Annotated in this window: 24 protein-coding genes and 2 tRNA genes; 16 read left to right on the forward strand and 10 right to left on the reverse strand. The window is 56.6% G+C overall.

Annotation, left to right across the window (positions count from 1 at the left end; all coding sequences use genetic code 11):
- Positions 1-17 precede the first annotated feature (17 nt).
- Positions 18-1,472 (reverse strand): PTS cellobiose/arbutin/salicin transporter subunit IIBC, encoded by a 1,455-nt coding sequence (gene ascF / locus OGY62_RS22070; protein ID WP_012134826.1) that lies wholly within the window; start codon positions 1,470-1,472, stop codon positions 18-20.
- A gap of 263 nt (positions 1,473-1,735) precedes the next feature.
- Between ascF and OGY62_RS22075 the strand changes: the two genes are divergently transcribed.
- The 4 genes from OGY62_RS22075 to OGY62_RS22090 all read left to right on the forward strand — a co-directional run bounded on the left by OGY62_RS22075 (position 1,736) and on the right by OGY62_RS22090 (position 6,088).
- On the forward strand, positions 1,736-2,749 hold the full coding sequence (locus tag OGY62_RS22075; RefSeq protein ID WP_286451168.1) for a LacI family DNA-binding transcriptional regulator: 1,014 nt from the start codon (positions 1,736-1,738) through the stop codon (positions 2,747-2,749).
- A gap of 154 nt (positions 2,750-2,903) precedes the next feature.
- Positions 2,904-3,449, forward strand: a complete 546-nt coding sequence (gene hydN / locus OGY62_RS22080) for an electron transport protein HydN (RefSeq protein ID WP_024130889.1) — start codon at positions 2,904-2,906, stop codon at positions 3,447-3,449.
- A gap of 143 nt (positions 3,450-3,592) precedes the next feature.
- Positions 3,593-5,833 carry a carbamoyltransferase HypF gene (gene hypF / locus OGY62_RS22085; RefSeq protein ID WP_286460549.1) on the forward strand — a complete coding sequence of 747 codons (2,241 nt, stop codon included), beginning with the start codon at positions 3,593-3,595 and terminating at the stop codon, positions 5,831-5,833.
- A gap of 30 nt (positions 5,834-5,863) precedes the next feature.
- Positions 5,864-6,088, forward strand: coding sequence for a hypothetical protein (locus tag OGY62_RS22090; RefSeq protein ID WP_123907432.1), 225 nt, complete (start codon positions 5,864-5,866; stop codon positions 6,086-6,088).
- Positions 6,089-6,090: 2 nt separating this feature from the next.
- Here OGY62_RS22090 and norW read toward each other — a convergent pair whose 3' ends face one another.
- Positions 6,091-7,224 carry an NADH:flavorubredoxin reductase NorW gene (gene norW / locus OGY62_RS22095; protein WP_286460550.1) on the reverse strand — a complete coding sequence of 378 codons (1,134 nt, stop codon included), beginning with the start codon at positions 7,222-7,224 and terminating at the stop codon, positions 6,091-6,093.
- The gene (gene norV / locus OGY62_RS22100; RefSeq protein WP_012134820.1) at positions 7,221-8,669 is read right to left on the reverse strand and encodes an anaerobic nitric oxide reductase flavorubredoxin; all 1,449 of its coding nucleotides are present in this window, start codon (positions 8,667-8,669) and stop codon (positions 7,221-7,223) included. Before norV ends, norW begins: the two co-directional genes overlap by 4 nt.
- 186 nt (positions 8,670-8,855) lie before the next feature.
- Here norV and norR point away from each other — a divergent pair, with 186 nt between their 5' ends.
- Positions 8,856-10,376: a nitric oxide reductase transcriptional regulator NorR gene (norR, locus tag OGY62_RS22105; RefSeq protein WP_012134819.1), complete on the forward strand. Its 1,521-nt coding sequence runs from the start codon at positions 8,856-8,858 to the stop codon at positions 10,374-10,376.
- Here the strand turns inward: norR and gutQ are convergent.
- The 7 genes from gutQ to srlA all read right to left on the reverse strand — a co-directional run bounded on the left by gutQ (position 10,373) and on the right by srlA (position 15,342).
- Positions 10,373-11,338 carry an arabinose-5-phosphate isomerase GutQ gene (gene gutQ / locus OGY62_RS22110; protein ID WP_012134818.1) on the reverse strand — a complete coding sequence of 322 codons (966 nt, stop codon included), beginning with the start codon at positions 11,336-11,338 and terminating at the stop codon, positions 10,373-10,375. The genes norR and gutQ overlap by 4 nt on opposite strands.
- A complete protein-coding gene (srlR, locus tag OGY62_RS22115) occupies positions 11,331-12,104 on the reverse strand; it encodes a glucitol operon DNA-binding transcriptional repressor SrlR (protein WP_012134817.1) in 774 nt (257 codons plus the stop codon). The genes gutQ and srlR overlap by 8 nt, the downstream gene beginning before the upstream one ends.
- 73 nt (positions 12,105-12,177) lie before the next feature.
- Entirely contained in the window at positions 12,178-12,537 is a 360-nt protein-coding gene (gene gutM / locus OGY62_RS22120; RefSeq protein ID WP_286460551.1) for a transcriptional regulator GutM, read from the reverse strand.
- Between the two features lie 101 nt (positions 12,538-12,638).
- Complete coding sequence (gene srlD, locus OGY62_RS22125) at positions 12,639-13,418, reverse strand: sorbitol-6-phosphate dehydrogenase (protein ID WP_012134815.1); 780 nt, start codon at positions 13,416-13,418, stop codon at positions 12,639-12,641.
- A gap of 18 nt (positions 13,419-13,436) precedes the next feature.
- The gene (srlB, locus tag OGY62_RS22130; protein WP_012134814.1) at positions 13,437-13,799 is read right to left on the reverse strand and encodes a PTS glucitol/sorbitol transporter subunit IIA; all 363 of its coding nucleotides are present in this window, start codon (positions 13,797-13,799) and stop codon (positions 13,437-13,439) included.
- 11 nt (positions 13,800-13,810) lie between these two features.
- Positions 13,811-14,782: a PTS glucitol/sorbitol transporter subunit IIB gene (gene srlE, locus OGY62_RS22135; RefSeq protein ID WP_110493903.1), complete on the reverse strand. Its 972-nt coding sequence runs from the start codon at positions 14,780-14,782 to the stop codon at positions 13,811-13,813.
- A complete protein-coding gene (gene srlA / locus OGY62_RS22140; protein WP_012134812.1) occupies positions 14,779-15,342 on the reverse strand; it encodes a PTS glucitol/sorbitol transporter subunit IIC in 564 nt (187 codons plus the stop codon). Before srlA ends, srlE begins: the two co-directional genes overlap by 4 nt.
- A 255-nt stretch (positions 15,343-15,597) precedes the next feature.
- Between srlA and mltB the strand changes: the two genes are divergently transcribed.
- The 11 genes from mltB to OGY62_RS22195 all read left to right on the forward strand — a co-directional run bounded on the left by mltB (position 15,598) and on the right by OGY62_RS22195 (position 25,499).
- Positions 15,598-16,698: a lytic murein transglycosylase B gene (mltB, locus tag OGY62_RS22145; protein ID WP_071257942.1), complete on the forward strand. Its 1,101-nt coding sequence runs from the start codon at positions 15,598-15,600 to the stop codon at positions 16,696-16,698.
- A 305-nt stretch (positions 16,699-17,003) separates the two neighbouring features.
- Complete coding sequence (locus tag OGY62_RS22150; RefSeq protein WP_012134810.1) at positions 17,004-17,657, forward strand: metal ABC transporter ATP-binding protein; 654 nt, start codon at positions 17,004-17,006, stop codon at positions 17,655-17,657.
- Complete coding sequence (locus OGY62_RS22155) at positions 17,654-18,514, forward strand: metal ABC transporter permease (RefSeq protein ID WP_012134809.1); 861 nt, start codon at positions 17,654-17,656, stop codon at positions 18,512-18,514. Before OGY62_RS22150 ends, OGY62_RS22155 begins: the two co-directional genes overlap by 4 nt.
- A gap of 14 nt (positions 18,515-18,528) precedes the next feature.
- Positions 18,529-19,407 carry a metal ABC transporter substrate-binding protein gene (locus tag OGY62_RS22160; RefSeq protein ID WP_024130887.1) on the forward strand — a complete coding sequence of 293 codons (879 nt, stop codon included), beginning with the start codon at positions 18,529-18,531 and terminating at the stop codon, positions 19,405-19,407.
- A 129-nt stretch (positions 19,408-19,536) separates the two neighbouring features.
- Positions 19,537-20,034, forward strand: a complete 498-nt coding sequence (pncC, locus tag OGY62_RS22165) for a nicotinamide-nucleotide amidase (protein WP_286460598.1) — start codon at positions 19,537-19,539, stop codon at positions 20,032-20,034.
- Positions 20,035-20,130: 96 nt separating this feature from the next.
- Positions 20,131-21,195 carry a recombinase RecA gene (gene recA / locus OGY62_RS22170; RefSeq protein WP_110493905.1) on the forward strand — a complete coding sequence of 355 codons (1,065 nt, stop codon included), beginning with the start codon at positions 20,131-20,133 and terminating at the stop codon, positions 21,193-21,195.
- Between the two features lie 106 nt (positions 21,196-21,301).
- Positions 21,302-21,802 (forward strand): recombination regulator RecX, encoded by a 501-nt coding sequence (gene recX / locus OGY62_RS22175; protein WP_286460552.1) that lies wholly within the window; start codon positions 21,302-21,304, stop codon positions 21,800-21,802.
- 131 nt (positions 21,803-21,933) lie between these two features.
- Positions 21,934-24,561 carry an alanine--tRNA ligase gene (alaS, locus tag OGY62_RS22180; RefSeq protein ID WP_104868277.1) on the forward strand — a complete coding sequence of 876 codons (2,628 nt, stop codon included), beginning with the start codon at positions 21,934-21,936 and terminating at the stop codon, positions 24,559-24,561.
- A 239-nt stretch (positions 24,562-24,800) separates the two neighbouring features.
- Positions 24,801-24,986, forward strand: coding sequence for a carbon storage regulator CsrA (gene csrA, locus OGY62_RS22185; protein ID WP_000906486.1), 186 nt, complete (start codon positions 24,801-24,803; stop codon positions 24,984-24,986).
- 340 nt (positions 24,987-25,326) lie between these two features.
- Positions 25,327-25,419, forward strand: a tRNA-Ser gene (locus OGY62_RS22190).
- A gap of 3 nt (positions 25,420-25,422) precedes the next feature.
- A tRNA-Arg gene (locus OGY62_RS22195) sits at positions 25,423-25,499 on the forward strand.
- Positions 25,500-25,501 lie beyond the last annotated feature (2 nt).

A 25,501-nucleotide genomic window follows, 5' to 3' on the forward strand; every position in this document is an offset into this window, starting at 1 on the left:
TCCTCAATATGCGCCAGTCAGATGCTGGCTTCTTTTGCAGTAGTCGGTTGCGCGGCCTGGTTTTTTCTTGCCTGTGCGGCTGCGTCTTCCACGGGGATATCTTCAAAGCCGAGGAGCAGCGTCAGAACAAAAGAGAGCACCACGGCCAGCGCCATCACGCCAAACACCCAGGCGATGGTCATCGGGTTTGCCGGGTCGAAGAACTGGACGCTGGTGAACAGGCCCGGCGCCGCCATCGAGTGGCTGGCAAGCCCCGCCATACCTGCCACCGCGCCGCAGATAAAACCGCTGATCAGGCTCGCAATCAGCGGACGCTTCAGACGTACCGCCACGCCGTACAGCGCCGGTTCGGAGATCCCCGCCATAATTGCGGAAGCGGCGGCGGCAAGCGCCGTCTGGCGCAGTTCCGGGTTCTTGGTTTTCCATGCGACGGCCAGAGAGGAACCGCCCAGCGACAGGTTAGCGCCAATTTCAGACGGCATGACCATGCCTTCTTTGCCGGTTTCAGCAATGGTCTGGATGATGGTTGGGGTAAAGACGCGGTGCATCCCGGTCATGACCAGCAGCGGCCACAGCGCGCCCATGATGGCGACGGAAAGCCAGCCCAGATAGCCGTGAATGGTGTAAACCAGCGCGGAGATGGCGCTACCGATCCAGATCCCGATTGGGCCGATTAAAACAATGGCGAGCGGGGCGGCGATCAGGACGATCAGCATTGGTTTCAGGAAGTTTTTCGTGACGGCTGGGGTAATGCGATCCACCCAGCGTTCGATGTATGAAAGACACCACGTCATCACCAGCGCCGGGATCACCGTGTAGGTGTATTTCACCGCCGTCACCGGGATCAGGGCAAATTCAACGTGTTCACCTTCGGCGGCTTTCGCCATCAGGTCGATAAAACTCGGGTGAACCAGCACGCCTGCGATGGCAATCGCCAGCGACATGTTTGTTTTGAACTTGATTGCCGCTGACGCCGCCACCATCAGCGGCAGGAAGAAGAATGCGCCGTCGCCAATTACCGTCAGGATGGTCAGCGTGGAGGCGCCTTTTTCCAGCAGCCCCGTCATTTCGAGGATCATGGCCAGCAGTTTCAGCATCGATCCGCCGATAATCGCCGGGATCAGCGGGGACATGGTACCGATCAGCGCGTCAAGGATCCCCGCGCCGATGCGTTTAAAGGTGAGTTTAGGTTTGCCGACGGGCGCTGCGGGCTGCATATCGGTCGGCAGCAGACTGACGACTTCGCGATACGCCTGTGAAACGGTGTTGCCGATAATCACCTGACACTGGTTGTCGCTGCGAACCACGCCGAGAACGCCGCTGAGGGTTTTCAACGTCGCGCTGTCGACCTGCGCGTCATCTTTGAGAACGAAACGCAGACGCGTCATGCAGTGTGTCACGGCGGTGATGTTATCCACACCGCCCAGCGCCGTCACCACGGAGCGCGCCAGTGCCGCATAATTCTTAGACATCGGATTTTATCCTGTTTTATCAATAGGGTAGTTTTATCGTCTTACGCCTTTTCGCTAAAAAACGTGGGCAATGAAACGCAAAATAGGAAACCGGTTCCACAAAATCATGAATAGTTTCACTGAGTGATACAAGATCACAATTCGATCATTTTTTATAATTGTGAGAATGATCACTTGTTGTTTTGGGCGGTGATTTACCATCAAGGACAACAACGGTACGGTGAAGTACACTGCGTGTCATTGAGTGCTAATGGATGAGTAATATGACGACGATGCTGGAGGTGGCGAAGCGCGCCGGGGTGTCGAAAGCGACGGTTTCCCGGGTGCTTTCAGGTAACGGCTACGTCAGCCAGGAGACCAAAGACCGCGTGTTTCAGGCCATTGAAGAGAGCGGCTATCGACCCAATTTGTTAGCGCGCAGTCTGGCGGCGAAGAAAACGCAGACCCTCGGTCTGGTGGTGACGAACACCCTTTACCACGGCGTTTATTTTAGCGAGCTGTTATTTCATACGGCGCGAATGGCAGAGGATAAGGGGCGTCAGCTTCTGCTCGCGGACGGCAAACACAGCGCGGAAGAAGAGCGTCAGGCGATTCAGTATCTGCTCGATCTGCGCTGCGACGCCATTATGATTTATCCCCGTTTTCTTAGTGTGGATGAGATTGACGACATTATCGACTCACACGCCCAGCCCATTATGGTGCTTAACCGTCGGCTGCGAAGAAACAGCAGCCACTGCGTTTATTGCGACCAGAAGCAGACCAGTTTTAACGCGGTGGAACAGTTGATCGCCGGGGGGCATCGCGAGATTGCGTTTATCACCGGTTCGATGGATTCCCCTACCGGCGTGGAGCGTCTCTCAGGGTATAAAGACGCATTGACGCGACACGGCATCGCTATCAATAACGAATTGATTGTCAACGGAAAGTGGACGCCCGCCAGCGGTGCTGAAGGGGTGGATACGCTCCTGGCGCGCAAGGTGAGTTTTACCGCGCTGGTAGCCAGTAATGACGATATGGCGATTGGCGCCATCAAACAGTTACACGAGCGTGGCATGAGCGTGCCTGCGCAGACCTCGGTCATCGGATTCGACGACATCGCGATGGCGCCCTATACCATCCCGGCGCTTTCCAGCGTTAAAATTCCGGTCACGGAGATGATTCAGGAGACGATTGGACGTCTTATCTTCATGCTGGACGGCGGTGAATTTACGCCGCCAAAAACCTTTACCGGTGCGCTGATCCTGCGCGATTCGGCAGCGCCGCTGCCTGTCCGCTGATCCCGCTTTACATTGTCATTTGTCATCGTCATTCGTGACGATGACAGTGCCTGGTCACAACGTCATCATCAAATATCAAGCAATAACAATCAGTTAAAAACTGGCACGATTTATGAATGTTTCGGCACATAATCTGTCATTGCTGGAGAATTTGATGAACCGTTTCATCATTGCCGACGCCAATAAATGCATTGGTTGCCGTACCTGTGAAGTGGCCTGTGTGGTGTCTCATCAGGAAAACCAGGACTGCGCGTCGCTGACCCCTGAAACTTTCTTACCCCGCATCCATGTGATCAAAGGTGTGAATGTCTCCACGGCGACGCTGTGCCGCCAGTGTGAAGACGCGCCGTGCGCCAATGTCTGCCCGAACGGCGCCATCAGCCGTGATAAAGGTTTCGTACATGTGATGCAGGAGCGTTGCATTGGCTGTAAAACCTGCGTGGTCGCTTGCCCATACGGCGCGATGGAAGTGGTTGTGCGTCCGGTGATTCGCAACAGCGGCGCGGGTCTGAACGTCCGGGCGGAAAAAGCGGAGGCCAACAAATGCGACCTTTGCCACCACCGCGAGGCCGGCCCTGCCTGTATGGAAGCCTGTCCGACCCACGCGCTGATTTGCGTCGATCGCAACAAACTTGAACAACTGAGCGCGGAAAAACGTCGCCGTGCGGCGCTGGACTCCTCCGCGTCTTTGCTTTTCTGATTACTGAAAAACCGCGTAAAATACGGTGGTATTCATGCCGGATGGCGGCCTTGCCTTATCCGGCCTACTGTTCGTATCCCCGTAGGCCTGATAAGCGTAGCGCCATCAGGCAAACCGGGATAGATGACTGCGGGAACGACTTCATGACAATAAACAACCACTCCGGCGTACAGCTGCGTATTCGTGGCAAGGTGCAGGGCGTTGGATTTCGCCCCTACGTCTGGCAACTGGCGCAGCGGTTACAACTGCATGGCGACGTGTGTAACGACGGTGACGGTGTGGTTGTGCGCTTACAGGAAGATCCGGCGGAGTTTATTGTGCAGTTACATCAACATTGCCCGCCGCTGGCCCGTATTGACAGCGTCGAGAGCGAGCCGTTTGCCTGGTCTCAACTGCCTGCCGATTTCTCCATCCGCCAGAGCGCGGGCGGAACGATGAATACGCAAATTGTGCCCGATGCGGCCACATGCCCGGCCTGTCTCGCCGAAATGAATACGCCCGGCGAGCGGCGCTACCGTTACCCTTTTATCAACTGCACCCACTGCGGCCCGCGTTTTACGATCATTCGTGCGATGCCTTACGACCGTCCGTTTACCGTGATGGCATCGTTTCCGTTGTGCAGGAAGTGTGCGACGGAATACCGCGATCCGTACGACCGCCGTTTCCACGCCCAACCTGTTGCCTGCCCGGCCTGCGGCCCGCATCTGGCGTGGCGCTCTGGCAGCGCGCGGGCGGAAAAAGACGCTGCGCTACAGGCTGCCGTCGCGATGTTAAAAGCGGGGGGCATTGTCGCCATCAAAGGTATTGGCGGCTTTCATCTGGCCTGCGATGCGCAAAACGATGAGGCGGTGGCGATGCTGCGGGCGCGTAAACGCCGCCCTGCGAAACCGCTGGCGGTGATGTTGCCGGATGCGGAAGGCTTGCCGGATGCGGCGCGCCGACTGCTGACTACGCCGGCCGCCCCCATCGTACTGGTGGATAAACAGCATGTCGCGTCGCTGTGCGAGGGGATCGCGCCGGGGCTGGCGGAAGTGGGGGTAATGCTGCCCGCGAATCCGCTCCAGCATCTGCTTTTACAGGCGCTGAATTGTCCGCTGGTGATGACCTCCGGCAACCTTAGCGGTAAACCGCCAGCTATCACTAACCAACAGGCGCTGGACGACCTGAAGGCGATCGCCGACGGTTTTCTGTTGCACAACCGCGATATCGTGCAGCGAATGGATGACTCGGTCGTGCGTGACAGCGGCGAAATGCTACGCCGTTCGCGGGGCTATGTGCCGGATGCGATCGCGCTGCCGCCGGGATTTCGCGATGTGCCGCCGATGCTTTGTCTGGGCGCCGATCTGAAAAATACCTTCTGTCTGGTGCGCGGCGAGCAGGCGGTGGTAAGCCAGCATCTGGGGGATCTCAGCGATGACGGCATTCAAACGCAGTGGCGTGACGCGCTGCGTTTGATTCAGAACATTTACGATTTTACGCCGCAACGCGTTGTCTGCGACGCGCATCCGGGCTACGTCTCCAGCCAGTGGGCCAGCGAGATGACGCTTCCGACCGAAACGGTATTGCACCACCATGCGCATGCGGCGGCATGCATGGTCGAGCACGGCTGGCCGTTGAACGGCGGCGATGTGATTGCCCTGACGCTCGACGGCATCGGTATGGGAGAGGGCGGCGCGCTGTGGGGCGGAGAGTGTTTACGTGTTAATTACCGTGAATGCGAGCATCTTGGCGGCCTGCCCGCCGTCGCGCTGGCGGGCGGCGATCTTGCTGCGAAGCAGCCCTGGCGCAACCTGCTGGCGCAGTGTCTGCGCTTCGTTCCTGACTGGCGGGACTATCCAGAAACGGCTGCGCTGCAACGACAGCAGTGGAACGTGCTGGCGCGGGCCATTGAGCGCGGAATCAACGCCCCGCTGGCGTCGTCGTGCGGACGCCTGTTCGATGCCGTCGCCGCCGCATCAGGCTGCGCGCCTGACACACTCAGTTATGAAGGAGAAGCGGCCTGTGCGCTGGAGGCGCTGGCTTCGCGATGCAATCGCGTTGAACATCCGGTGACGATGCCGGTTAAAAACAACCAGCTGGATTTAGCCACGTTCTGGCGGCAGTGGCTGAACTGGCAGGCCGCTCCCGAGGAGCGGGCGTGGGCCTTTCACGACGCGCTGGCGCATGGGTTCGCCGCGCTGCTGCGTCAGGAAGCGACCGCACGCGGGATCACCACGCTGGTATTCGGCGGCGGCGTGCTGCATAACCACTTGCTGTGCAGGCGTCTGGCGTTCTGTCTTTCTGATTTTACCTTACTGTTTCCGCAGCGTTTACCGGCCGGGGATGGGGGAGTGTCGTTAGGGCAGGGAGCGATCGCCGCAGCGCGCGAGCTGGCGCAGAAATAAAAAAAAGCCCCGGGACTGGCGGGGCGAAACGTGTCGGGGCATACCGACAAGCAGCAGCGCACTTCCGTGTGCGTGAGGTTAATAAATCAGTGGCAGTATCGCCGGATGGCGACGTACAAACAGGCGCTTCCCGTAGGCCGGATCAGGCGTTTACGCCGCCATCCGGCAAAGATGTTCGAACATTGCCTGATGGCGCTGCGCTTATCAGGCCTACGGCGTCATGATTTGCAGGTCAGCCGCCATCCGGCACAATGAACTTACGCGGGCAGCGTTTTCAGCAGCGCAAAGGCCTCCTTCATGCGGTCTTCGCTCACCACAAAGGCGCAAAGCTGACCTTCGGTATTCATGCCTCGGGCGACCATCCCTTCGGACTCCGCCGCAATGTGCCAGTTCAGGTCGCAACGCTGGGTTTCGCCTGCAAGATGTAACGGCAATTCCGGCGTTTTGATTTTCACCAGCATGGCGGGCAGCTTCAGCGGCGCGTTCCCGCCGAGCAGATTTTTCGCCAGATACATGGCGCTTAACTGAATCGGTTGCAGGAAAGGCAGAACCTGACCGTTAATTTCCGCGCAGTCTCCCAGCGCATAAATATCCGGGTGGCTGGTTTGCAGATAGCTGTCAACGCAGACGCCACGGTTGATGGTCAACCCGGCACGGCGCGCCAGCGCGGTTTCCGGGCGCAGGCCGGTCGCGGCGATGACCGCATCCACCTCTACCTGACGATCGCGATCCAGCGTGGCGCGAATACCGGTAGCGGTTTTCTCCAGACCCTGCAACTGCGATTTCAGCAGCAGATGTACGCCCATATCGGTCAGACGATGCTGCAAGCGGCTGCTCACTTCCGGCGGCATCAGCGAGGCCAGAATGCTGGCGGCATTGTCAATCAGCGTGACGGCTTTACCCGCACGGCAGAAATCCATTGCCAGCTCGCTACCAATCAGACCGCCGCCGACGATCAGTACGCGCTGCGCGTCACTCAGTTGCGTTTCACAGGCGCGATACTCCTGCTGGCTGTTCAGTGTGAGCATTAACTCACGTCCGGCAACCGGCGGAACAAAGGCTGATGCCCCTGTCGCCAGTACCAGTTTGTCGAACTGCCATTGCTTGTCCTGGCTTTTTACCACATGGGCGTCGGCATCAATGTCCGTAATCCAGGTGTGTGGGAACAGACGCAGATTAAACTGTTCGGCAAACTCCCCCGCCGACTGGCGGGTGAGGTCGTCGGCGCGCTGCGCCTGGCTGATGACGTGACTGAGGTCGGGTTTGTTGTACTCGTCCATACTGTCAGCGGCAATCAGGGTCAGCGCTATGGTCGCGTCCTGTTTACGGATGTTTTTGACTAACTGGCGGGCGGCGAAGCCCGAACCAATAATGACAATTCCCCGGCTCATTTTGCCTCCGTTGCCAACACATCAAAGACGTCTTTACCTAATGAACATTCCGGGCACAGGAAGTTATCCGGTACGTCGCTCCACGGCGTACCCGGCGCGACATCCTGCAACGGCTCACCTTTTGCAGGGTCGTAAATCCACTGGCATACGCTGCACTGCATGCTTGGGCCGAGGTCAGCCGCAGCGGCGGCGGCACAGGCGCACTCTTCTTCCTGGGTTGTCGCTTTCACATTTGTTTCCGGCAGCGGAGCGAGCGCCCACTGACGGGCAATATCGCGGCCGTGCTGGCGGCAAAGTTCCAGGGCATCAATATCAGGACGCCATTTCGCTTTCAGACTCAGTGACATCTCGAAGCCGGCATCTTGCAGACGGGTGGACAGACGGTCTACCGCGCCGCCGCTCCAGCCGTGGGAACCGAAGGCGCTGGCGCGTTTGTTACGAAAGCGCAGGCCAGTCATCTCTTCAACGAGACCGGCGATTTTCGGCATCATCACGTTGTTCATCGTAGAAGTACCGACCAGCACGCCTTTGGAGCGGAACACGTTGGTCAGAATTTCGTTTTTATCGCTGCGTGCGACGTTAAAGATTTTCACCGCCACGTTCGGGTCAACTTCGTTGATGCCTTGCGCAATCGCGTCGGCCATCATGCGGGTGTTGTTGGACATGGTGTCGTAGAAAATGGTGATGCGATCTTCCTGATAATCCGCCGCCCATTTCAGATACAGTTCAACGATCTGAGTTGGGTTGTCGCGCCATACCACGCCGTGAGAGGTGGCAATCATATCTACCGGCAGGTTGAAGCCGAGGATTTCGGTGATTTTTGGCGTGACCAGACGGCTGAACGGCGTCAGGATGTTGGCGTAGTAACGCTGGCACTGCTCGAACAGCTCGGTCTGATCGACTTCATCGTTGAACAGACGTTCATCACAGTAGTGCTGACCGAAGGCGTCGTTACTGAACAGTACCGCGTCGCCCGTCATGTAGGTCATCATGCTGTCCGGCCAGTGCAGCATCGGGGTTTCAACAAAAATCAGCTGCTTGCCGTTGCCGATATCCAGCGTGTCGCCTGTTTTTACGACGTTAAAGTTCCATTCCGGGTGATGGTGGTGACCGGTAATGGAGTCAATGGCGTTTGCGGTGCAGTAGATCGGCGTATCCGGGATTTGCGCCATCAGTTCGGTCAGCGCGCCCGCGTGGTCTTCTTCCGCATGGTTAATAATGATGTAATCAATGTCGGCCAGGTCGATTTCGCTACGCAGGTTTTGCACGAATTCGCGGCTGAATTTATGGTCTACGGTATCGATCAGAACATTTTTTTCTTCACGGATGAGATAGCTGTTGTAGCTGCTTCCGCGCAGCGTTTTATATTCGGTCCCGTGAAAATCACGAACTTCCCAGTCACGTTGGCCAACCCAATGAATGTTATTTTTAACCAGAATAGACATAGCAACCTCAGTAAATACAGTTTTTTTAAGAAAGATGTATTGCTAATAGCAGGATGCGTGCCAACTTTTTAACTGATTGATTTTAAATAATTAAAAAATTTATACTCATAAAATGGTAGTCAAAAAGACTATTCAATTAATTGTCAATATGACACTATTAATTGTCAAAATGACAATGAGGTAGCCATGAGCTTTTCAGTTGATGTCCTGGCGGGCATCGCCATTGAATTACAAAGTGGTATCGGGCATCAGGACCGCTTTCAGCGCCTGATCACCACGCTGCGTCAGGTGCTGGAGTGCGATGCGTCGGCGCTGCTGCGCTATGAGGGGCGGCAGTTTATTCCGCTGGCGATCGACGGCCTGGCGCAGGATGTACTGGGCAGGCGCTTCACTCTGGAAGGGCATCCGCGACTGGAAGCCATTGCCCGTGCCGGGGATGTGGTGCGTTTTCCGGCCGACAGCGACCTGCCGGACCCGTATGACGGGCTGATCCCGGATCAGGAGAGCCTGAAGGTACACGCCTGTATCGGGCTGCCGCTGTTCGCCGGGCAAACCCTGATTGGCGCACTCACGCTTGACGGCATGGAACCCGATCAGTTTGATGTTTTCAGCGATGAAGAACTGCGGCTCATCGCAGCGCTGGCGGCGGGGGCGCTGAGCAATGCGCTGCTTATTGAGCAATTAGAAAGCCAGAATATGTTGCCGGGGTCTTCCGCCTCTTTCGAACAGGTGAAAGAAACGCAGATGATCGGCCTGTCGCCAAATATGATGCAGTTGAAAAAAGAGATTGAGATTGTGGCGGGGTCGGATCTCAACGTGCTGATCAGCGGCGAAACGGGAACCGGGAAAGAGCTGGTGGCGAAAGCGATTCACGAAGGCTCGCCACGGGCGGTGAACCCGCTGGTGTATCTGAACTGCGCCGCGCTGCCGGAAAGCGTGGCGGAGAGCGAGCTTTTCGGCCACGTCAAAGGGGCGTTTACCGGGGCAATCAGCAACCGTAGCGGTAAGTTCGAAATGGCCGATAACGGCACGCTGTTTCTTGATGAGATCGGCGAGCTGTCGCTGGCGTTGCAGGCGAAACTGCTGCGCGTTTTGCAGTATGGCGATATTCAACGCGTCGGGGACGATCGCAGCCTGCGCGTTGACGTGCGCGTGCTGGCGGCGACTAACCGCGACTTACGTGAAGAGGTGCTGGCCGGGCGTTTTCGCGCCGACCTGTTCCACCGTTTGAGCGTGTTCCCGCTCTCCGTGCCGCCGCTGCGTGAGCGTGGTGAGGATGTGGTCTTGCTGGCCGGGTATTTTTGCGAACAGTGCCGCCTGCGGCTGGGGCTTTCCCGCGTGGTGCTGAGCCCGGGGGCGCGTAGCCATCTGCTGAGCTATGGCTGGCCGGGGAACGTTCGCGAGCTGGAACATGCGATCCACCGTGCGGTGGTTCTGGCAAGAGCGACCCGGGCGGGGGATGAGGTGGTGCTGGAAGCGCAGCATTTTGCCTTACAGGAGGAGGTTTCTCCCGCTCTGCCTGACGACAGTACGCCGACGCTACCGGCAAATCACAATTTGCGCGACGCTACCGAGGCTTTCCAGCGGGAGATGATTCGCCGTGCGTTAGCGCAAAATAACCACAACTGGGCTGCCTGCGCGCGGGCGCTGGAGACAGACGTCGCCAACCTGCATCGGCTGGCGAAGCGTCTGGGGCTGAAAAGTTAGATGATGCCTGCCTGGTAGAAATCTTGCAGGTTGATTGCGCCGGTGAGTTTACCGTTTTCATCCACCACCGGCGCGGCGGTGATCTTGCGCTTCATCAGAAGTTCTTTGGCATCGATGGCGCGGCTCTGCTCCTGCAACGTAATGCCGTTGTGGGTCATCGCTTCGCTGACCGGCGTAGCCAGTGTGCCGCCGCCAACCAGCCAGCGGCGCAGGTCGCCGTCGGTAAAGACGCCTTTCACAACGCGCTGCGCGTCGCATACCGCAACCAGACCTAATCCGGTACGGCTCAGCTCCAGCATGGCGTCCATCACGCTGGTGGTGAGCTGAACCTGCGGCACCGCATCGTCACGGCGCATCAGGTGATGGACTTTGTTGAGCAGACGCGCGCCCAGCGCCCCGGCAGGGTGTGAACGGGCGAAATCCTCTTCATTGAAACCGCGCGCCTGCATCACCGCCATAGCCAGCGCGTCGCCCATCATCAGGGTGTTGACGGTGCTGGAGGTCGGCGCCAGGTGCATCGGGCAGGCTTCACGCTCAACGGAGATATCCAGCACAGCCTTTGCCGCCAGACCCAGCGGGGAGGTTGGCTTTCCGGTCATCGCCAGCAGGGTTATCGATTTATCTTCCAGGCGCGGAATAATGAGATCCAGCTCTTTCGCTCCGCCGGAATAGGAGATGAACAGCATCACGTCCCGGCTTTCGATCATGCCGAGATCGCCATGTAACGCTTCTGCCGGGTGGACAAAGAACGCGGGCGTTCCTGTACTGGCGAGAGTCGCGGCGATTTTTTTGCCGATATGGCCTGACTTGCCAATACCGGAGACAATCACTTTGCCTTCGCAGTGGAGGATAGTATTGGCGGCACGGACAAAATCATCGCCCAGGCGTTCCGGCAGACGGCTTGCTTCCTGTAACTCCAGCAGTAATGTCTGGCGACCCGCGTTCAGTAATGCATCACTCATTGGTTTCTCCGGTTATGATCACTTCAATCCCTTTTGCTTCCAGCGCCTGACGAAACGCGGGGTCGATACCCGCGTCGGTAACCAGTTTGTCGACGCTTTCCAGACTGCACACAACGTTGGGGCTTTTACGCCCAAATTTTGAGGAGTCCGCCATCAGAATCACTTCGCGCGCGGCATTGCACATCGCTTTGCTGACGGTATAGACCTCATTAAAGGTGGTCACTCCGGCATTGAGATCGATGCCGTCGGTGCCCATAAACAGTTTATCAAAACTGAACTGCTCAAAGGCGTTTTCTGCCAGCTGACCGTGAAATGACGCAGATTTTTTGCGGAATGTGCCGCCGGGCATCAGGATGGTCTGCTCGTTGTCCAGCTCCGAAAGGGCGTTAACAATGTGCAGGCTGTTGGTCATGACGGTGATATTGCTAAAGCGGGTAAGCATCGGCACCATCTGCAACACGGTGCTTCCGGCATCAAGGATGATGGAGTCGCCATCGTGGATAAACTGAACGGCCGCTTGTGCGATCAACGCCTTTTTATGGGTGTTGATCAGCGTTTTGTGATCGATAGGCGGGTCGGATTCATCTTTATTCAACACCACGCCGCCATACGTGCGAATAACGGTTCCGGCATTTTCCAGAATGACCAGGTCTTTGCGAATGGTGGTGCCCGTGGTGTCAAAGTACTGGGCCAACTCCTCAACCGAGCATTTTCCCTGCTTTTGCAGATGCTCCAGAATAGCAGCCTGACGCTGACGTGGTTTCATAGGCGTAATTACCCTGACTGATGTATAAGTTGTGAAATGATAATTTCGCAAGCAATTAGCATTCACAACGAAATTACCCATGTTTCAGTTTAAGCGCTAATGATAGTGCATTCTGTGAGAGCGAATCATGGGGAAAGATCACATCAGGCTGTAATTCATCAAGATGTTTGCCCTGTATTGCGGGAATTTTAACCGGTCGGGCAAAGATGGTGAGACCTTTCATGAATAAGGTATCCGTGACGCGCTGCTGGTCATCCAGAGCGATGGCGACCATCACTCGCGGTTTAAAGCGTCCGCCGGAGCGCCCGACGCCCACTCGCCCTCGTTGGCAAAGTTTGTCAAACGCCCGGTTAAAGCGGGAGATTTGCCAGCCGCCCAGCGCCAGTTGCGCACACCAGGCGATAACGGCGACGGTGATCAGTGCGGAAACCATAATGCGCTCCTTTGATTTTGCCGGATGGCGGCTGCGCCTTATCCGGCCTACATAATATTCGTAGGCCCGGTAAGCGCAGCGCCACCGGGCAATCATACCTCTTAAAACATCACCTGACCGCCGGTCACATTGATGGACTGTCCGGTGCAGTACGACGCCTTCGCGCTGGCGTAAAACAGCAGCATGTCCAGTACGTCCTGATAATCACAGCCGCGTTTTAACGGAACTTTGTCGATGTAATACTGCTCCACTTCGTCCGGCTTGATGCCAAGCTTGGCGGCGTACTGCGGCAGCAGTGACTGGAACATCGGTGATTTCAGCAGGTTGCCAAGCATCAGCGAATGCACGGTAATGCCGTATTCTGCCAGATCCAGCGCCAGCGACTGGGTTAAGCCCACGCCGCCGAACTTCGCCGCGCTATAGCCGGAGTTGTGTTTACTGCCCACTTTCCCGGACTTGGAGTTGATCTGGATAATACGTCCCTGAATGCCGTCGCGGATCATCAGGCGGGAGAATTCGCGGGCGCAGAGGAAATACCCCACCAGATTCACCTGTAGCGAACGGTCGAAATCGCCGAGCTGGAAGTCGCTGATAAACGCCGCTTTGGCGATGCCCGCGCTGTAGACCAGCAGATCAACCCGGCCAAAAATTTCATCGACTCCGCGAGAGAGCGCCAGAACGCTCTGCTCGCTGGTGGCATCGGCGCCAAAACCGTACGCCATGCCTTCGCCAAACGCGGCGTTAATCTCCTGCGCCACATTTGCGGCTTTATCACTCTGAATATCGACAACGGCGACGCGATAACCAACCTCTGCAAGCCCACGGCAGAGGAAGGCCCCCAGGGTCTGGCCTCCACCAATGACAACGGCAACCTGATTCATTTTTCTCTCCTTAAACCTTTAAGCCACAAACTTCAAAATACAGCCCGGCGCGATGTCGTCCGGTACTGGCCCCGCAACGTGTACGGTGCCGGGAAATTCCGCCTCGTTCAGCCCGTCGAAGCGCAGGGTGATATGCCCCAGTTCACGCAGATTCTGCTCGGCCACGCTACCCACAGCAGTCACCGGATAGCGATGCTCACCCAGCTGAAACTGTGCGCCGGGTTGCAGCGTGCCGTTCAGCTCGCCGTGGCAGTGGATAAAGCAAAACGCTTCGATATCCGCCGGCGCGCCTTCACGAAAGGTAATCAGCATCCTGTCGCAGAGCGCGTCCGGCGCGCTCTCGCCGATACGGGTGATGGTGGTCTGGTAAATCACGGTCATCTCTGAACCTCTTATTGATAAATAAAGCCGGAAACAAACCAGGCGATGAGAACGGTAGGCGCGCCGGTCAGGAAGCGGCTCACCAGCACGGAAGGCACGCCGACGCGAACGGTGTCCTGGCGGGCCTCTGCCAGCGATAAACCGACCGGAATAAAGTCGCACGCGGCCTGAGCGTTAATCGCGAACAGCGCGGGCAGCGCCAGATGGGGAGGGATATTACCCAGACCAATCTGCACGCCAATCAGCACCCCGATAACCTGGGCGATCACCGCGCCAGGGCCGAGGAAGGGCGACAGCAGCGGGAATGAACAGATGAGCGCCAGCGTGACCAGCCCCAGCGGATGGCTGGCAAGCGGCGCCAGGCCGTGAGCGATCCAGTCGCCGAGACCGGAGGCCATAATGATGCCGATCAGCGCCGAGACGAACGCCATAAACGGCAGAATGGTTTTCAGCACCGTATCGATGGTGTCGCGCCCGGACTGGAACAGCACCGCTACCGCTGAGCCCATCCCCATACCGACTTTCGCCAGCAGGCCATCGCTCTGTTCGGTGATTTTTTTGCTGGCGTCGTAATCGCGGCCCGCAGGCGAGGCGACAGGCTGCGCGTTTGCAGGCGCTTCGCCGCTCAGCGTGATGTTCTCTTCTTTTACCCCGGAGACGTAAATATCTTCCACGATGTACTGCGCTAGTGGCCCCGACTTCCCGGTAGAGTGGATGTTGATGGTTGGAATGCGCCGTTTCGGATAAATCCCGCAGCGTAGCGTGCCGCCGCAGTCGATGATCGCCGCGCCGATCTCTTCCTCAGGCGGTTCGCCCTCTTTAAAGCCATCCACCGCCTGCCAGCCTGTTAGTTGCGCCAGTTTGTCGACAATCCCCGGACGCGTCCCGGCGGTGATGTAGACGATTTTCTTTCCGGGTGTTGCATCCAGTTCAAGCGGGCCGCCCCAGCCGCCGGTGCCTTTCTCAATACGAATACGCGTCATGATGTTGCTCCAGCCAGGTGGACTTTCTGCTCAAGTTGAATGCCCATTTTTTTCTCAAAGATGGATGTGGTGAGGTCAGTCACCCAGCCACGGAAGAAGTTGGTGACCAGACCGACCAGCAGATAGCTGACGGCGAGCGGGCCAAGCGGGAGGCCGAGTGTCGTCAGGCCGCTGGCGATGCCCAGGTAAACAAACAGCTCGCCGGGGTTGATGTGCGGGAACAGTCCGTTCATCGAGTGGCAGCTGTAGGAAGCCGCCGCGTAGTAACTGGGCTTGTATTTTTCTGGCATAAAGCGGCCCAGACTCAGCGTCATCGGGTTACAAAACACAAACGTACCGATGCACGGCAGCAGCAGGTAACGGGATAACGGGTTCCCGGCGCAGCGCTGGGCAAAACGTTCAATACGCTGCTGGCCAATGAAGTTTATTAAGGCATTCATGATGACCAGCAGGCTTATCAAAAGCGGAAGGATACCGGTCACCATACTGGTGAACACCTCTCCGCCTTTCTGGAACAGCCCGATAAACCACTCCGCACCATGTGTAATGGTTTCGATCATTGTTCTCTCCTGTAGGGTTTGTTGTTATCTTGCCAATTGGTGAGTTATTTTAATCAGATCGAAAGATTTAAAAGTGTTATTTTGATCTCAAAATGAAAGATAAATATTTTAAAGTGAAAGTTTGCGTTTGTTGCGGAGAAAAAAAGCAGGGATGTTACGGGAGAATAGTGCGTATTCTGTGAAGAGCGCTTCCTTGTGCGAAGCGGGATGCTTTACCATACTTCCCCCTGGCTGAATCTGTTTAATGGATGTCTCATGTTCAAGCGTCGTTATGTAGCACTACTTCCTCTCTTTGCGTTGCTTGCTGCCTGTAGCAGCAAACCACAGTCTTCAGAAATTCAAACGACAACGGGAGCGCCGTCCGGCGGTTTCCTGCTTGAGCCGCAGCACAATGTCATGGTGATGGGTGGTGATTTCGCCAATAATCCGAACGCGCAGCAGTTCATTGAGAAGATGGTGAACAAGCACGGTTTTAATCGCCAGCAGTTGCAGGAGATCCTGTCGCAGGCGAAGCGCCTGGACTACGTTCTGCGACTGATGGACAGACAGGCGCCGACCACGCAACCGCCAGCGGGGCCGAATGGCGCATGGTTGCGCTATCGTAAGCAGTTTATTACCCCGGACAATGTGCAAAACGGCGTGGCGTTCTGGAATCAATATGAGGATGCGTTGAACCGTGCATGGCAGGTTTATGGCGTCCCGCCGGAGATTATCGTCGGCATTATTGGCGTGGAAACCCGCTGGGGCCGCATCATGGGTAAAACGCGAATTCTGGATGCGCTGGCGACGCTGTCGTTTAACTATCCGCGTCGGGCGGAGTATTTCTCCGGCGAGCTGGAAACGTTCCTGCTGATGGCGCGTGATGAGCAGGACGACCCGCTGGATCTGAAAGGGTCTTTTGCCGGTGCGATGGGGTACGGGCAGTTTATGCCGTCGTCCTATAAGCAGTACGCGGTGGACTTTAACGGCGACGGGCACATCAACCTGTGGGACCCGGTTGACGCCATCGGCAGCGTGGCGAACTATTTCAAAGCCCACGGTTGGGTGAAAGGCGATGTGGTCGCCGTTCCGGCCAACGGTCAGGCACCAGGGCTGGCGAACGGCTTTAAAACCCAGTACAGCATTGCTCAGCTTGCGGCCGCCGGGCTGACGCCGCAGCAGTCGCTGGGCAATCATCAGCAGGCCAGCCTGCTGCGTCTGGATGTGGGTACGGGCTATCAGTACTGGTACGGGTTGCCGAACTTCTATGCCATCACGCGCTATAACCACAGCACTCACTATGCGATGGCGGTCTGGCAGCTTGGTCAGGCCGTCGCGCTGGCGCGTGTACCTGCGGCGTCGCCGTTTAGTCAGTAGCCGCGGTGCGTTTTCCGGGGGGCTACGCTTACCCGGTCTGGATTACGCTCCCTTTTCCCTGAGAGAAAGGGGAGCGTGCAGCGCCGTTGCTGCGCTATTTCACGTCTGAAACATTTCGCCACACTCCCTTTTTTCCTGGCAATTTACATCCGCATCGCATTTTATTATTGTTATGTTATAACATTTTATTGTGGTGCGAATATGTCTGCTTCACTCTTCTCTCTTTCGGCTTTGACTCGCCTGTTGATGGCTATCGCGCTTGTTTTGTTTATCGGACTGGCCGTGCGCTGGGCGGTGGCATTGCCATGATTATCCTGAATCAACTGGTGGCTGGTTACGAGCGACAGCCGGTCACGTCGCCGCTGACCGGCACGCTGGAACGCGGCAGTATGACGGCGATTATCGGCGCTAACGGCTGCGGCAAATCAACGCTGCTGAAAACGCTGGCCGGTTTTCTTCCTCCGGTGAGCGGCGCATTTCGCTGGCGCGGACGCCGCCCGGTAATTGGCTGGCTGGCGCAACGTCACGCGCTGGAGACGCAGTTTCCGCTTACCGTTCAGGACGTGGTGAGCATGGGGTGCTGGCCTGATATTTCCCTGCTGGGGGGATTTCAACGCAAAACCCGTCTGCGTGTCGCCCACGCTATTGAGCGCGTGGGGCTGGAGGCAATGGCGACGATGACCATTGATGAACTCTCCGGCGGTCAGTTTCAACGCATGCTGTTTGCCCGTGTGCTGGTGCAGGAAGCGCCGCTGGTCATGCTGGATGAACCCTTTACCGGCGTGGATGAGGAGACCTGCAACGTACTGATGGGGCTGATGCTGGAGATGTATCAGCGAGGGCAAACGGTGCTGGCGGTGCTGCACGACAGCGAACGAGTGGCGCGCTATTTTCCGCAGACGTTACGGCTGGATACGGACGTGTCTCACTGGATGACCGAGCGGGTGAGAGTGGCATGATCTGGCATATTTTCTTTCAGCCGTTTATTGAATACGGCTTTATGCGGCGGGCGCTGGTGGTCTGTCTGGCGCTTTCGGTCAGCACGACGGCGCTTGGCGTCTTTTTACTGCTGCGACGTATGAGCCTGATGGGAGACGCGCTGTCGCATGCGGTGCTGCCCGGCGTGGCGGTGGGCTATCTGCTCAGTGGAATGTCATTGCTGGCAATGAGCATTGGCGGGTTTATCGCCGGGATTACGGTAGCGCTGGTGGCGGGAATGGTGAGTCGCCGTACGCCGCTAAAAGAAGACGCCAGCTTCGCCGGGTTCTACCTGGGATCGCTGGCGCTGGGGGTTACGCTGGTGTCGCTGCGCGGGTCAAATGTCGATCTGCTGCATCTTCTGTTTGGTTCCATTCTGGCGGTCGATCGCGATTCCGCGCTGTTCGTGGCGGGGGTATGCGCATTCACATTGATCATGCTGGCGATTTTCTATCGTGGTCTGGTGAGTGAAGCGTTTGATACCGCATGGTTGCAGGTTAACGCGCGCTGGCTGCCTTCGCTGCTGCACGGGCTGTTTCTCTCGTTGCTGGTGTTGAATCTGGTGGCTGGCTTTCAGGTACTCGGCACGCTGATGGCGGTAGGGCTGATGATGCTTCCTGCCGTTGCGGCCCGCTGCTGGGCGCGCACGTTACCGGGGCTGTTATTGCTTGCCGGCGGCAGCGGCGTCGTCTGTGCATGGCTGGGGCTAAGCCTTTCCTGGGCGGTGAGTTTACCCGCCGGGCCGTCGATTGTACTGACCGCCAGCGCGCTGTTCTTTATTTCCATTTTATTCGGCACGCGCAGCAGGCTGGCTGACAGTCTGCGCGCGCTTTTTTAATGCAAGGGGAAAAGATGAAACGTACAGGGGTAATGATTGCGCTCGCGTTGGGGTTGATGACGCAAGGCGCGCTGGCGAAAACGCTGAATGTGGTGACGAGTTTTTCTATTCTCGGCGACATCACCCAGGAGGTCGGCGGCAAGAATGTCAACGTCACTACGCTGGTTGGGCCGGATGGCGATCCGCATACCTTTGAGCCTTCGCCGAAAGACAGCGCGGCGTTGAGCAAAGCGGATGTGGTGGTAGTGAACGGGCTGGGGCTGGAGGGGTGGCTTGACCGGCTGGTAAAAGCCTCCGGTTTCAAAGGTACGCTGGTGGTGGCTTCCGACGGGGTGAAGACGCATACGCTGGATGAAGACGGCGAAACCGTCACCGATCCGCATGCCTGGAATAGCGCAGCGAACGGCGCGCTGTATGCGCAGAATATTCTTTCCGGGCTGGTCAACGCCGACCCGCAGGATAAAGCCGCGCTGGAGGCTTCCGGCAAACCTTACATCGCACAGCTGACTGAACTGGACGCGTGGGCGAAAGCGCGCTTTAGCCAGATCCCGCAGGAGAAACGCAAGGTGCTGACCAGCCACGACGCCTTCGGTTATTTCGGTCGCGCCTACGGCGTTGAGTTTTTGGCGCCGCAGGGGCTGTCGTCGGAAAGTGAAGCCTCTGCCGCGCAGGTCGCCGCGCTCATTAAGCAGATTAAAGCGGATGGAGTGAACACCTGGTTTATGGAGAATCAGCTCGATCCGCGTCTGGTAAAACAGATCGCCAGCGCGACGGGCGCGCAGCCGGGCGGCGAGCTGTATCCTGAAGCCTTGTCGGCAAAAGGCGGCGTGGCGGATAGCTACGTAAAAGCGTTTCGCCACAATGTTGAGACCATCGCCAACAGTATGAAATAACCGTACGATCGGCCGATGCCTTCGCATCGGCTTTTTCTGAAGCCTCCTCGTAAAATCCGCACCTCGTCCCCATATCTGCTCAGAAAGTGCTATCTTGTGCTGCACGTTTTTCAGGAGCCTTAAGCGATGATGACTGACCATGAATTGATGCAGTTAAGCGAAGTGGTAGGGCTGGCGCTGAAACAGCGCGGCGCAACGCTAACGACAGCGGAGTCCTGCACGGGCGGTTGGGTAGCGAAAGTGATTACCGATATCGCCGGGAGTTCCGCCTGGTTTGAACGCGGTTTTGTTACCTACAGTAATGAAGCGAAAGCGCAAATGACTGGCGTGCGCGAACCGACGCTTGAGCAGCACGGCGCGGTCAGCGAACCGGTGGTGATTGAGATGGCGATTGGCGCGCTCAGAGCGGCCCGCGCGGATTATGCCGTTTCTATCAGCGGTATTGCCGGGCCGGACGGCGGCAGCGACGTGAAGCCCGTCGGCACTGTCTGGTTTGGTTTCGCAACCGCACAGGGCGAGGGGATCACCCGTCGGGAGTGCTTTAGCGGCGACCGTGACAGCGTACGTCGCCAGGCGACGGAATATGCGCTCAAAACGCTCTGGCAACAATTTCTACAAAACACTTGATACTGTATGACTGTACAGTATAATCGCACCTAACAGTACAGAATTCACTATCCGGTACAAGCGCAAGCGGACCCCGGCTCATGACAGGAGTAGTTAATGGCTATCGACGAAAACAAACAGAAAGCGTTGGCGGCAGCGCTGGGCCAGATCGAAAAACAATTCGGTAAAGGCTCCATCATGCGCCTGGGTGAAGACCGTTCCATGGATGTGGAAACCATCTCCACCGGTTCGCTTTCTCTGGATATCGCGCTGGGCGCGGGTGGCCTGCCGATGGGGCGTATCGTAGAAATCTACGGGCCGGAATCCTCCGGTAAAACCACCCTGACGCTTCAGGTGATTGCCGCTGCACAGCGTGAAGGCAAAACCTGTGCGTTTATCGACGCCGAACATGCGCTGGACCCTATCTATGCCCGCAAACTGGGCGTCGATATCGACAACCTGCTGTGCTCCCAGCCGGACACCGGCGAGCAGGCGCTGGAAATCTGTGATGCGCTGGCGCGTTCAGGCGCTGTAGACGTTATCGTTGTTGACTCCGTGGCGGCGTTGACGCCGAAAGCGGAAATCGAAGGTGAAATCGGCGACTCTCATATGGGCCTCGCGGCGCGTATGATGAGCCAGGCGATGCGTAAGCTGGCCGGTAACCTGAAACAGTCCAACACCCTGCTGATCTTCATCAACCAGATCCGTATGAAAATTGGCGTCATGTTCGGCAACCCGGAAACCACTACCGGGGGTAACGCGCTGAAATTCTACGCGTCCGTTCGTCTGGATATCCGCCGTATCGGCGCGGTGAAAGAGGGCGAAAACGTCGTGGGTAGCGAAACCCGCGTGAAGGTTGTGAAGAACAAAATCGCCGCGCCGTTTAAACAGGCTGAGTTCCAGATCCTCTACGGCGAAGGCATCAACTTCTATGGCGAACTGGTTGACCTGGGCGTGAAAGAGAAGCTGATCGAGAAAGCCGGTGCATGGTACAGCTATAACGGCGAGAAAATCGGTCAGGGTAAAGCGAATGCCACTACCTGGCTGAAAGAGAACCCGGCGACCGCCAAAGAGATCGAGAAAAAAGTGCGTGAGCTGCTGCTGAGCAATCAGGACTCGACGCCAGACTTCTCCGTTGATGACAACGGTGAAGGTGTGAAAGAAACCAACGAAGATTTCTAATCGTTGCATTGCCCGGTGGCGGCGCTCTGGCGCCTTATCGGGCTTATACTTTGAAGGGCTGCATATCTTGCGGCCCTTTTTGCATTTCTTTTTCCGAAGGTTTGTTATGAGTGAATCCACACCGCGACGCCCCGCGTATAACCGTCTGTTGGATCGCGCGGTACGTATTCTGGCGGTACGCGATCACAGTGAACAGGAACTGCGGCGTAAACTCTCCGCACCGGTTATGGGAAAAAACGGGCCGGAAGAGATCGATGCGGCGCCGGAAGACTATGAACGGGTTATCGCCTGGTGCCATGAGCACAACTACCTTGATGATCATCGTTTTGTTTCGCGCTTTATCGCCAGCCGCAGCCGTAAAGGTTATGGCCCGGCACGTATTCGGCAGGAGCTGAATCAAAAAGGCATTGCGCGTGAGGCGATTGAACGCGCAATGCGTGAATGCGAGATTGAGTGGTTGCGTCTTGCACGCGAACAGGCGATCCGCAAATATGGCGAACCCTTACCTGCCGCATTTTCGGAAAAGGTCAAAGTCCAGCGTTTCCTGCTTTATCGTGGCTATCTGATAGAGGATATTCAGGAGATATGGCGAAATTTTGACGATTGACTGCATACGGGATTTTACTTCCCCGTAAAGAAAACTTATCTTATTCCCACTTTTTTCAATTGCCAGCCGGGCAGGGCATATGAGCGCTGAGGCGGGTAATGATATTTCGTTAGCTTGATTTCAGGATAATTATGAGCAAGAGCACCGCTGAGATCCGTCAGGCGTTTCTCGATTTTTTCCACAGTAAGGGACATCAGGTAGTTGCCAGCAGCTCCCTGGTGCCAAACAATGACCCAACTTTGTTGTTTACCAACGCCGGGATGAACCAGTTCAAGGATGTTTTCCTTGGGCTCGACAAGCGTAATTATTCCCGCGCCACCACTTCGCAGCGTTGCGTACGTGCGGGTGGTAAACACAACGATCTGGAAAACGTCGGTTACACTGCACGTCACCACACCTTCTTCGAAATGCTGGGTAACTTCAGCTTCGGCGACTATTTCAAACACGACGCGATTCAGTTTGCGTGGGAACTGCTGACCGGTGAAAACTGGTTTGCCCTGCCAAAAGAGCGTCTGTGGGTGACCGTCTATGAAACTGACGATGAAGCCTACGAGATCTGGGAAAAAGAAGTCGGCATTCCGCGCGAACGTATCATCCGAATTGGTGATAACAAAGGCGCGGCATACGCGTCCGACAACTTCTGGCAGATGGGCGATACAGGGCCGTGCGGTCCATGTACCGAGATCTTCTACGACCACGGCGATCACATCTGGGGCGGCCCTCCGGGAAGCCCGGAAGAAGATGGCGATCGCTATATTGAGATCTGGAACATCGTCTTCATGCAGTTCAACCGTCAGGCTGACGGCACGATGGAACCGCTGCCGAAACCGTCCGTCGATACCGGTATGGGTCTGGAGCGTATCGCCGCTGTGTTGCAACACGTTAACTCCAACTATGAAATTGACCTGTTCCGCACGTTGATTGAAGCCGTTGCGAAGGTGACTGGCGCGACCGATCTGAGCAACAAGTCGCTGCGCGTGATTGCCGACCACATCCGTTCCTGCGCTTTCCTGATCGCCGACGGCGTGGTTCCGTCGAATGAAAACCGTGGCTATGTGCTGCGCCGTATCATTCGTCGTGCGGTTCGTCATGGCAACATGCTGGGCGCGAAAGAGACCTTCTTCTACAAGCTGGTTGGGCCGCTGATTGACGTTATGGGCTCTGCCGGTGAAGAGCTGAAGCGCCAGCAGGCGCAGGTTGAGCAGGTTCTGAAAACGGAAGAAGAGCAGTTTGCCCGTACGCTGGAACGTGGTCTGGCGCTGCTGGACGAAGAGCTGGCGAAGCTTTCCGGCGACACGCTGGATGGCGAAACCGCTTTCCGTCTGTATGACACCTACGGCTTCCCGGTTGACCTGACGGCGGACGTTTGCCGCGAGCGCAACATCAAAGTTGATGAAGCGGGATTTGAAGCCGCGATGGAAGAACAGCGTCGTCGCGCGCGTGAGGCCAGCGGTTTTGGCGCAGACTATAACGCGATGATCCGCGTTGACGGCGCGTCAGAATTTAAAGGTTATGAGCATCTGGAACTGAACGGTAAAGTGACCGCGCTGTTTGTGGATGGTAAAGCGGTAGATGCGATTAGCGCGGGTCAGGAAGCCGTTGTCGTGCTGGATCAGACGCCGTTCTATGCGGAATCCGGCGGTCAGGTTGGCGATAAAGGCGAACTGAAAGGCGCAGGCTTCGCGTTTGCGGTTAGCGATACGCAAAAATATGGCCAGGCGATTGGACATATCGGTACGCTTTCGACCGGTTCCCTGAAAGTGGGCGATGCGGTGCAGGCTGATGTGGATGACGCTCGCCGGGCGCGTATTCGCCTGAACCACTCTGCGACGCACCTGATGCACGCGGCGCTGCGCCAGATTCTGGGCACGCACGTAGCGCAGAAAGGCTCGCTGGTTAACGACAAAGTCCTGCGTTTCGACTTCTCGCATAATGAAGCGATGAAACCGTCTGAAATCCGTGCGGTGGAAGATCTGGTGAATGCGCAAATCCGTCGCAACCTGCCGGTCGAAACCAACATCATGGACCTTGAAGCGGCGAAAGCTAAAGGCGCAATGGCGCTGTTTGGCGAGAAGTATGACGATCGCGTTCGTGTGCTGAGCATGGGCGATTTCTCCACCGAACTGTGTGGCGGTACGCACGCCAGCCGTACGGGGGATATCGGTCTGTTCCGCATCGTTTCTGAATCCGGTACTGCGGCAGGCGTTCGTCGTATTGAAGCGGTTACGGGCGAAGGCGCGATTGCTACGCTGCACGCTGAAAGCGATCGCTTAAGCGATATCGCACAGTTGCTGAAGGGCGACAGCCAGAATCTGGGCGAAAAAGTCCGTTCTGTACTGGAACGTACGCGTCAGCTTGAAAAAGAGTTGCAGCAGTTGAAAGAACAGGCTGCCGCGCAGGAAAGTGCGAACCTTTCCAGCAAAGCGGTTGATATCAACGGCGTGAAGCTGCTGGTTAGCGAGCTTGCGGGCGTTGAGCCAAAAATGCTGCGTACGATGGTTGATGATCTGAAAAATCAACTGGGTTCTACCGTTATCGTTCTTGCAACGGTAGCGGAAGGTAAGGTTTCTCTGATTGCGGGCGTGTCGAAGGATGTGACCGACCGCGTGAAAGCAGGGGAGCTGGTCGGCATGGTCGCTCAGCAGGTGGGCGGCAAGGGCGGCGGACGTCCAGACATGGCGCAAGCCGGTGGTACGGATGCGGCTGCTCTGCCAGCAGCGTTAGCCAGTGTGAAAGGCTGGGTTAGCGCAAAACTGTAATAACTATAAGCGTTATCTAACGCCGCAGGCCCCGGTCTGCGGCGTTTGCATCAACGTTATTGACAACGATAAAGTCAGGTTGAAGTTGTGTATATCGGCTAAACTTAGGTTTAACAGAATGTGATGCCGTGACTGCTTACACTTTACGTGTTTGTCATCGCTTACTTTTTGGCGTTATATGATGGATAATGCCGGGATACAGAGAGACCCGACTCTTTTAATCTTTCAAGGAGCAAAGAATGCTGATTCTGACTCGTCGAGTTGGTGAGACCCTCATGATTGGAGATGAGGTCACCGTGACAGTTTTAGGGGTAAAGGGCAACCAGGTGCGCATTGGCGTAAACGCCCCGAAAGAAGTCTCTGTCCATCGTGAGGAGATCTACCAGCGTATCCAGGCTGAAAAATCCCAGCAGTCCAGTTACTAAGGTTTTCGCGTCTCATCTCTTCCGATGAGGCGCAACCTGCTCCTCGCGTCCTTTCTCTTTTTCATTTTTCTTCACTCTTTTTCCGTATCGCTTCCGGTGCCGGCAGGCTCTTTCCTGGTTATTCGGTTTTTCTGCCTGCGCTCAGGCGGTGTAACACGCCGATTTATCTGTTGATAAAACACCCTTTTTGCCGTTTTTGCAGACTAATTGAGCGTGAAGTGTGCAAACGATAAAAGCGTGGGAAAAATTGTTTGACTTATAAGTCCCAGAAAGTAATATGTGCGCCACGCAGCGACGATGAGCAGAAACAAGTTCTTCGAAGCACTCGTAAGAGGCGCGTGGTGAGGTGGCCGAGAGGCTGAAGGCGCTCCCCTGCTAAGGGAGTATGCGGTCAAAAGCTGCATCCGGGGTTCGAATCCCCGCCTCACCGCCATTTGCATCCGTAGCTCAGCTGGATAGAGTACTCGGCTACGAACCGAGCGGTCGGAGGTTCGAATCCTCCCGGATGCACCATC

The sequence above is a fragment of the Citrobacter sp. CK198 genome (assembly GCF_030333295.1).
Lineage (GTDB): Bacteria > Pseudomonadota > Gammaproteobacteria > Enterobacterales > Enterobacteriaceae > Citrobacter_B > Citrobacter_B koseri.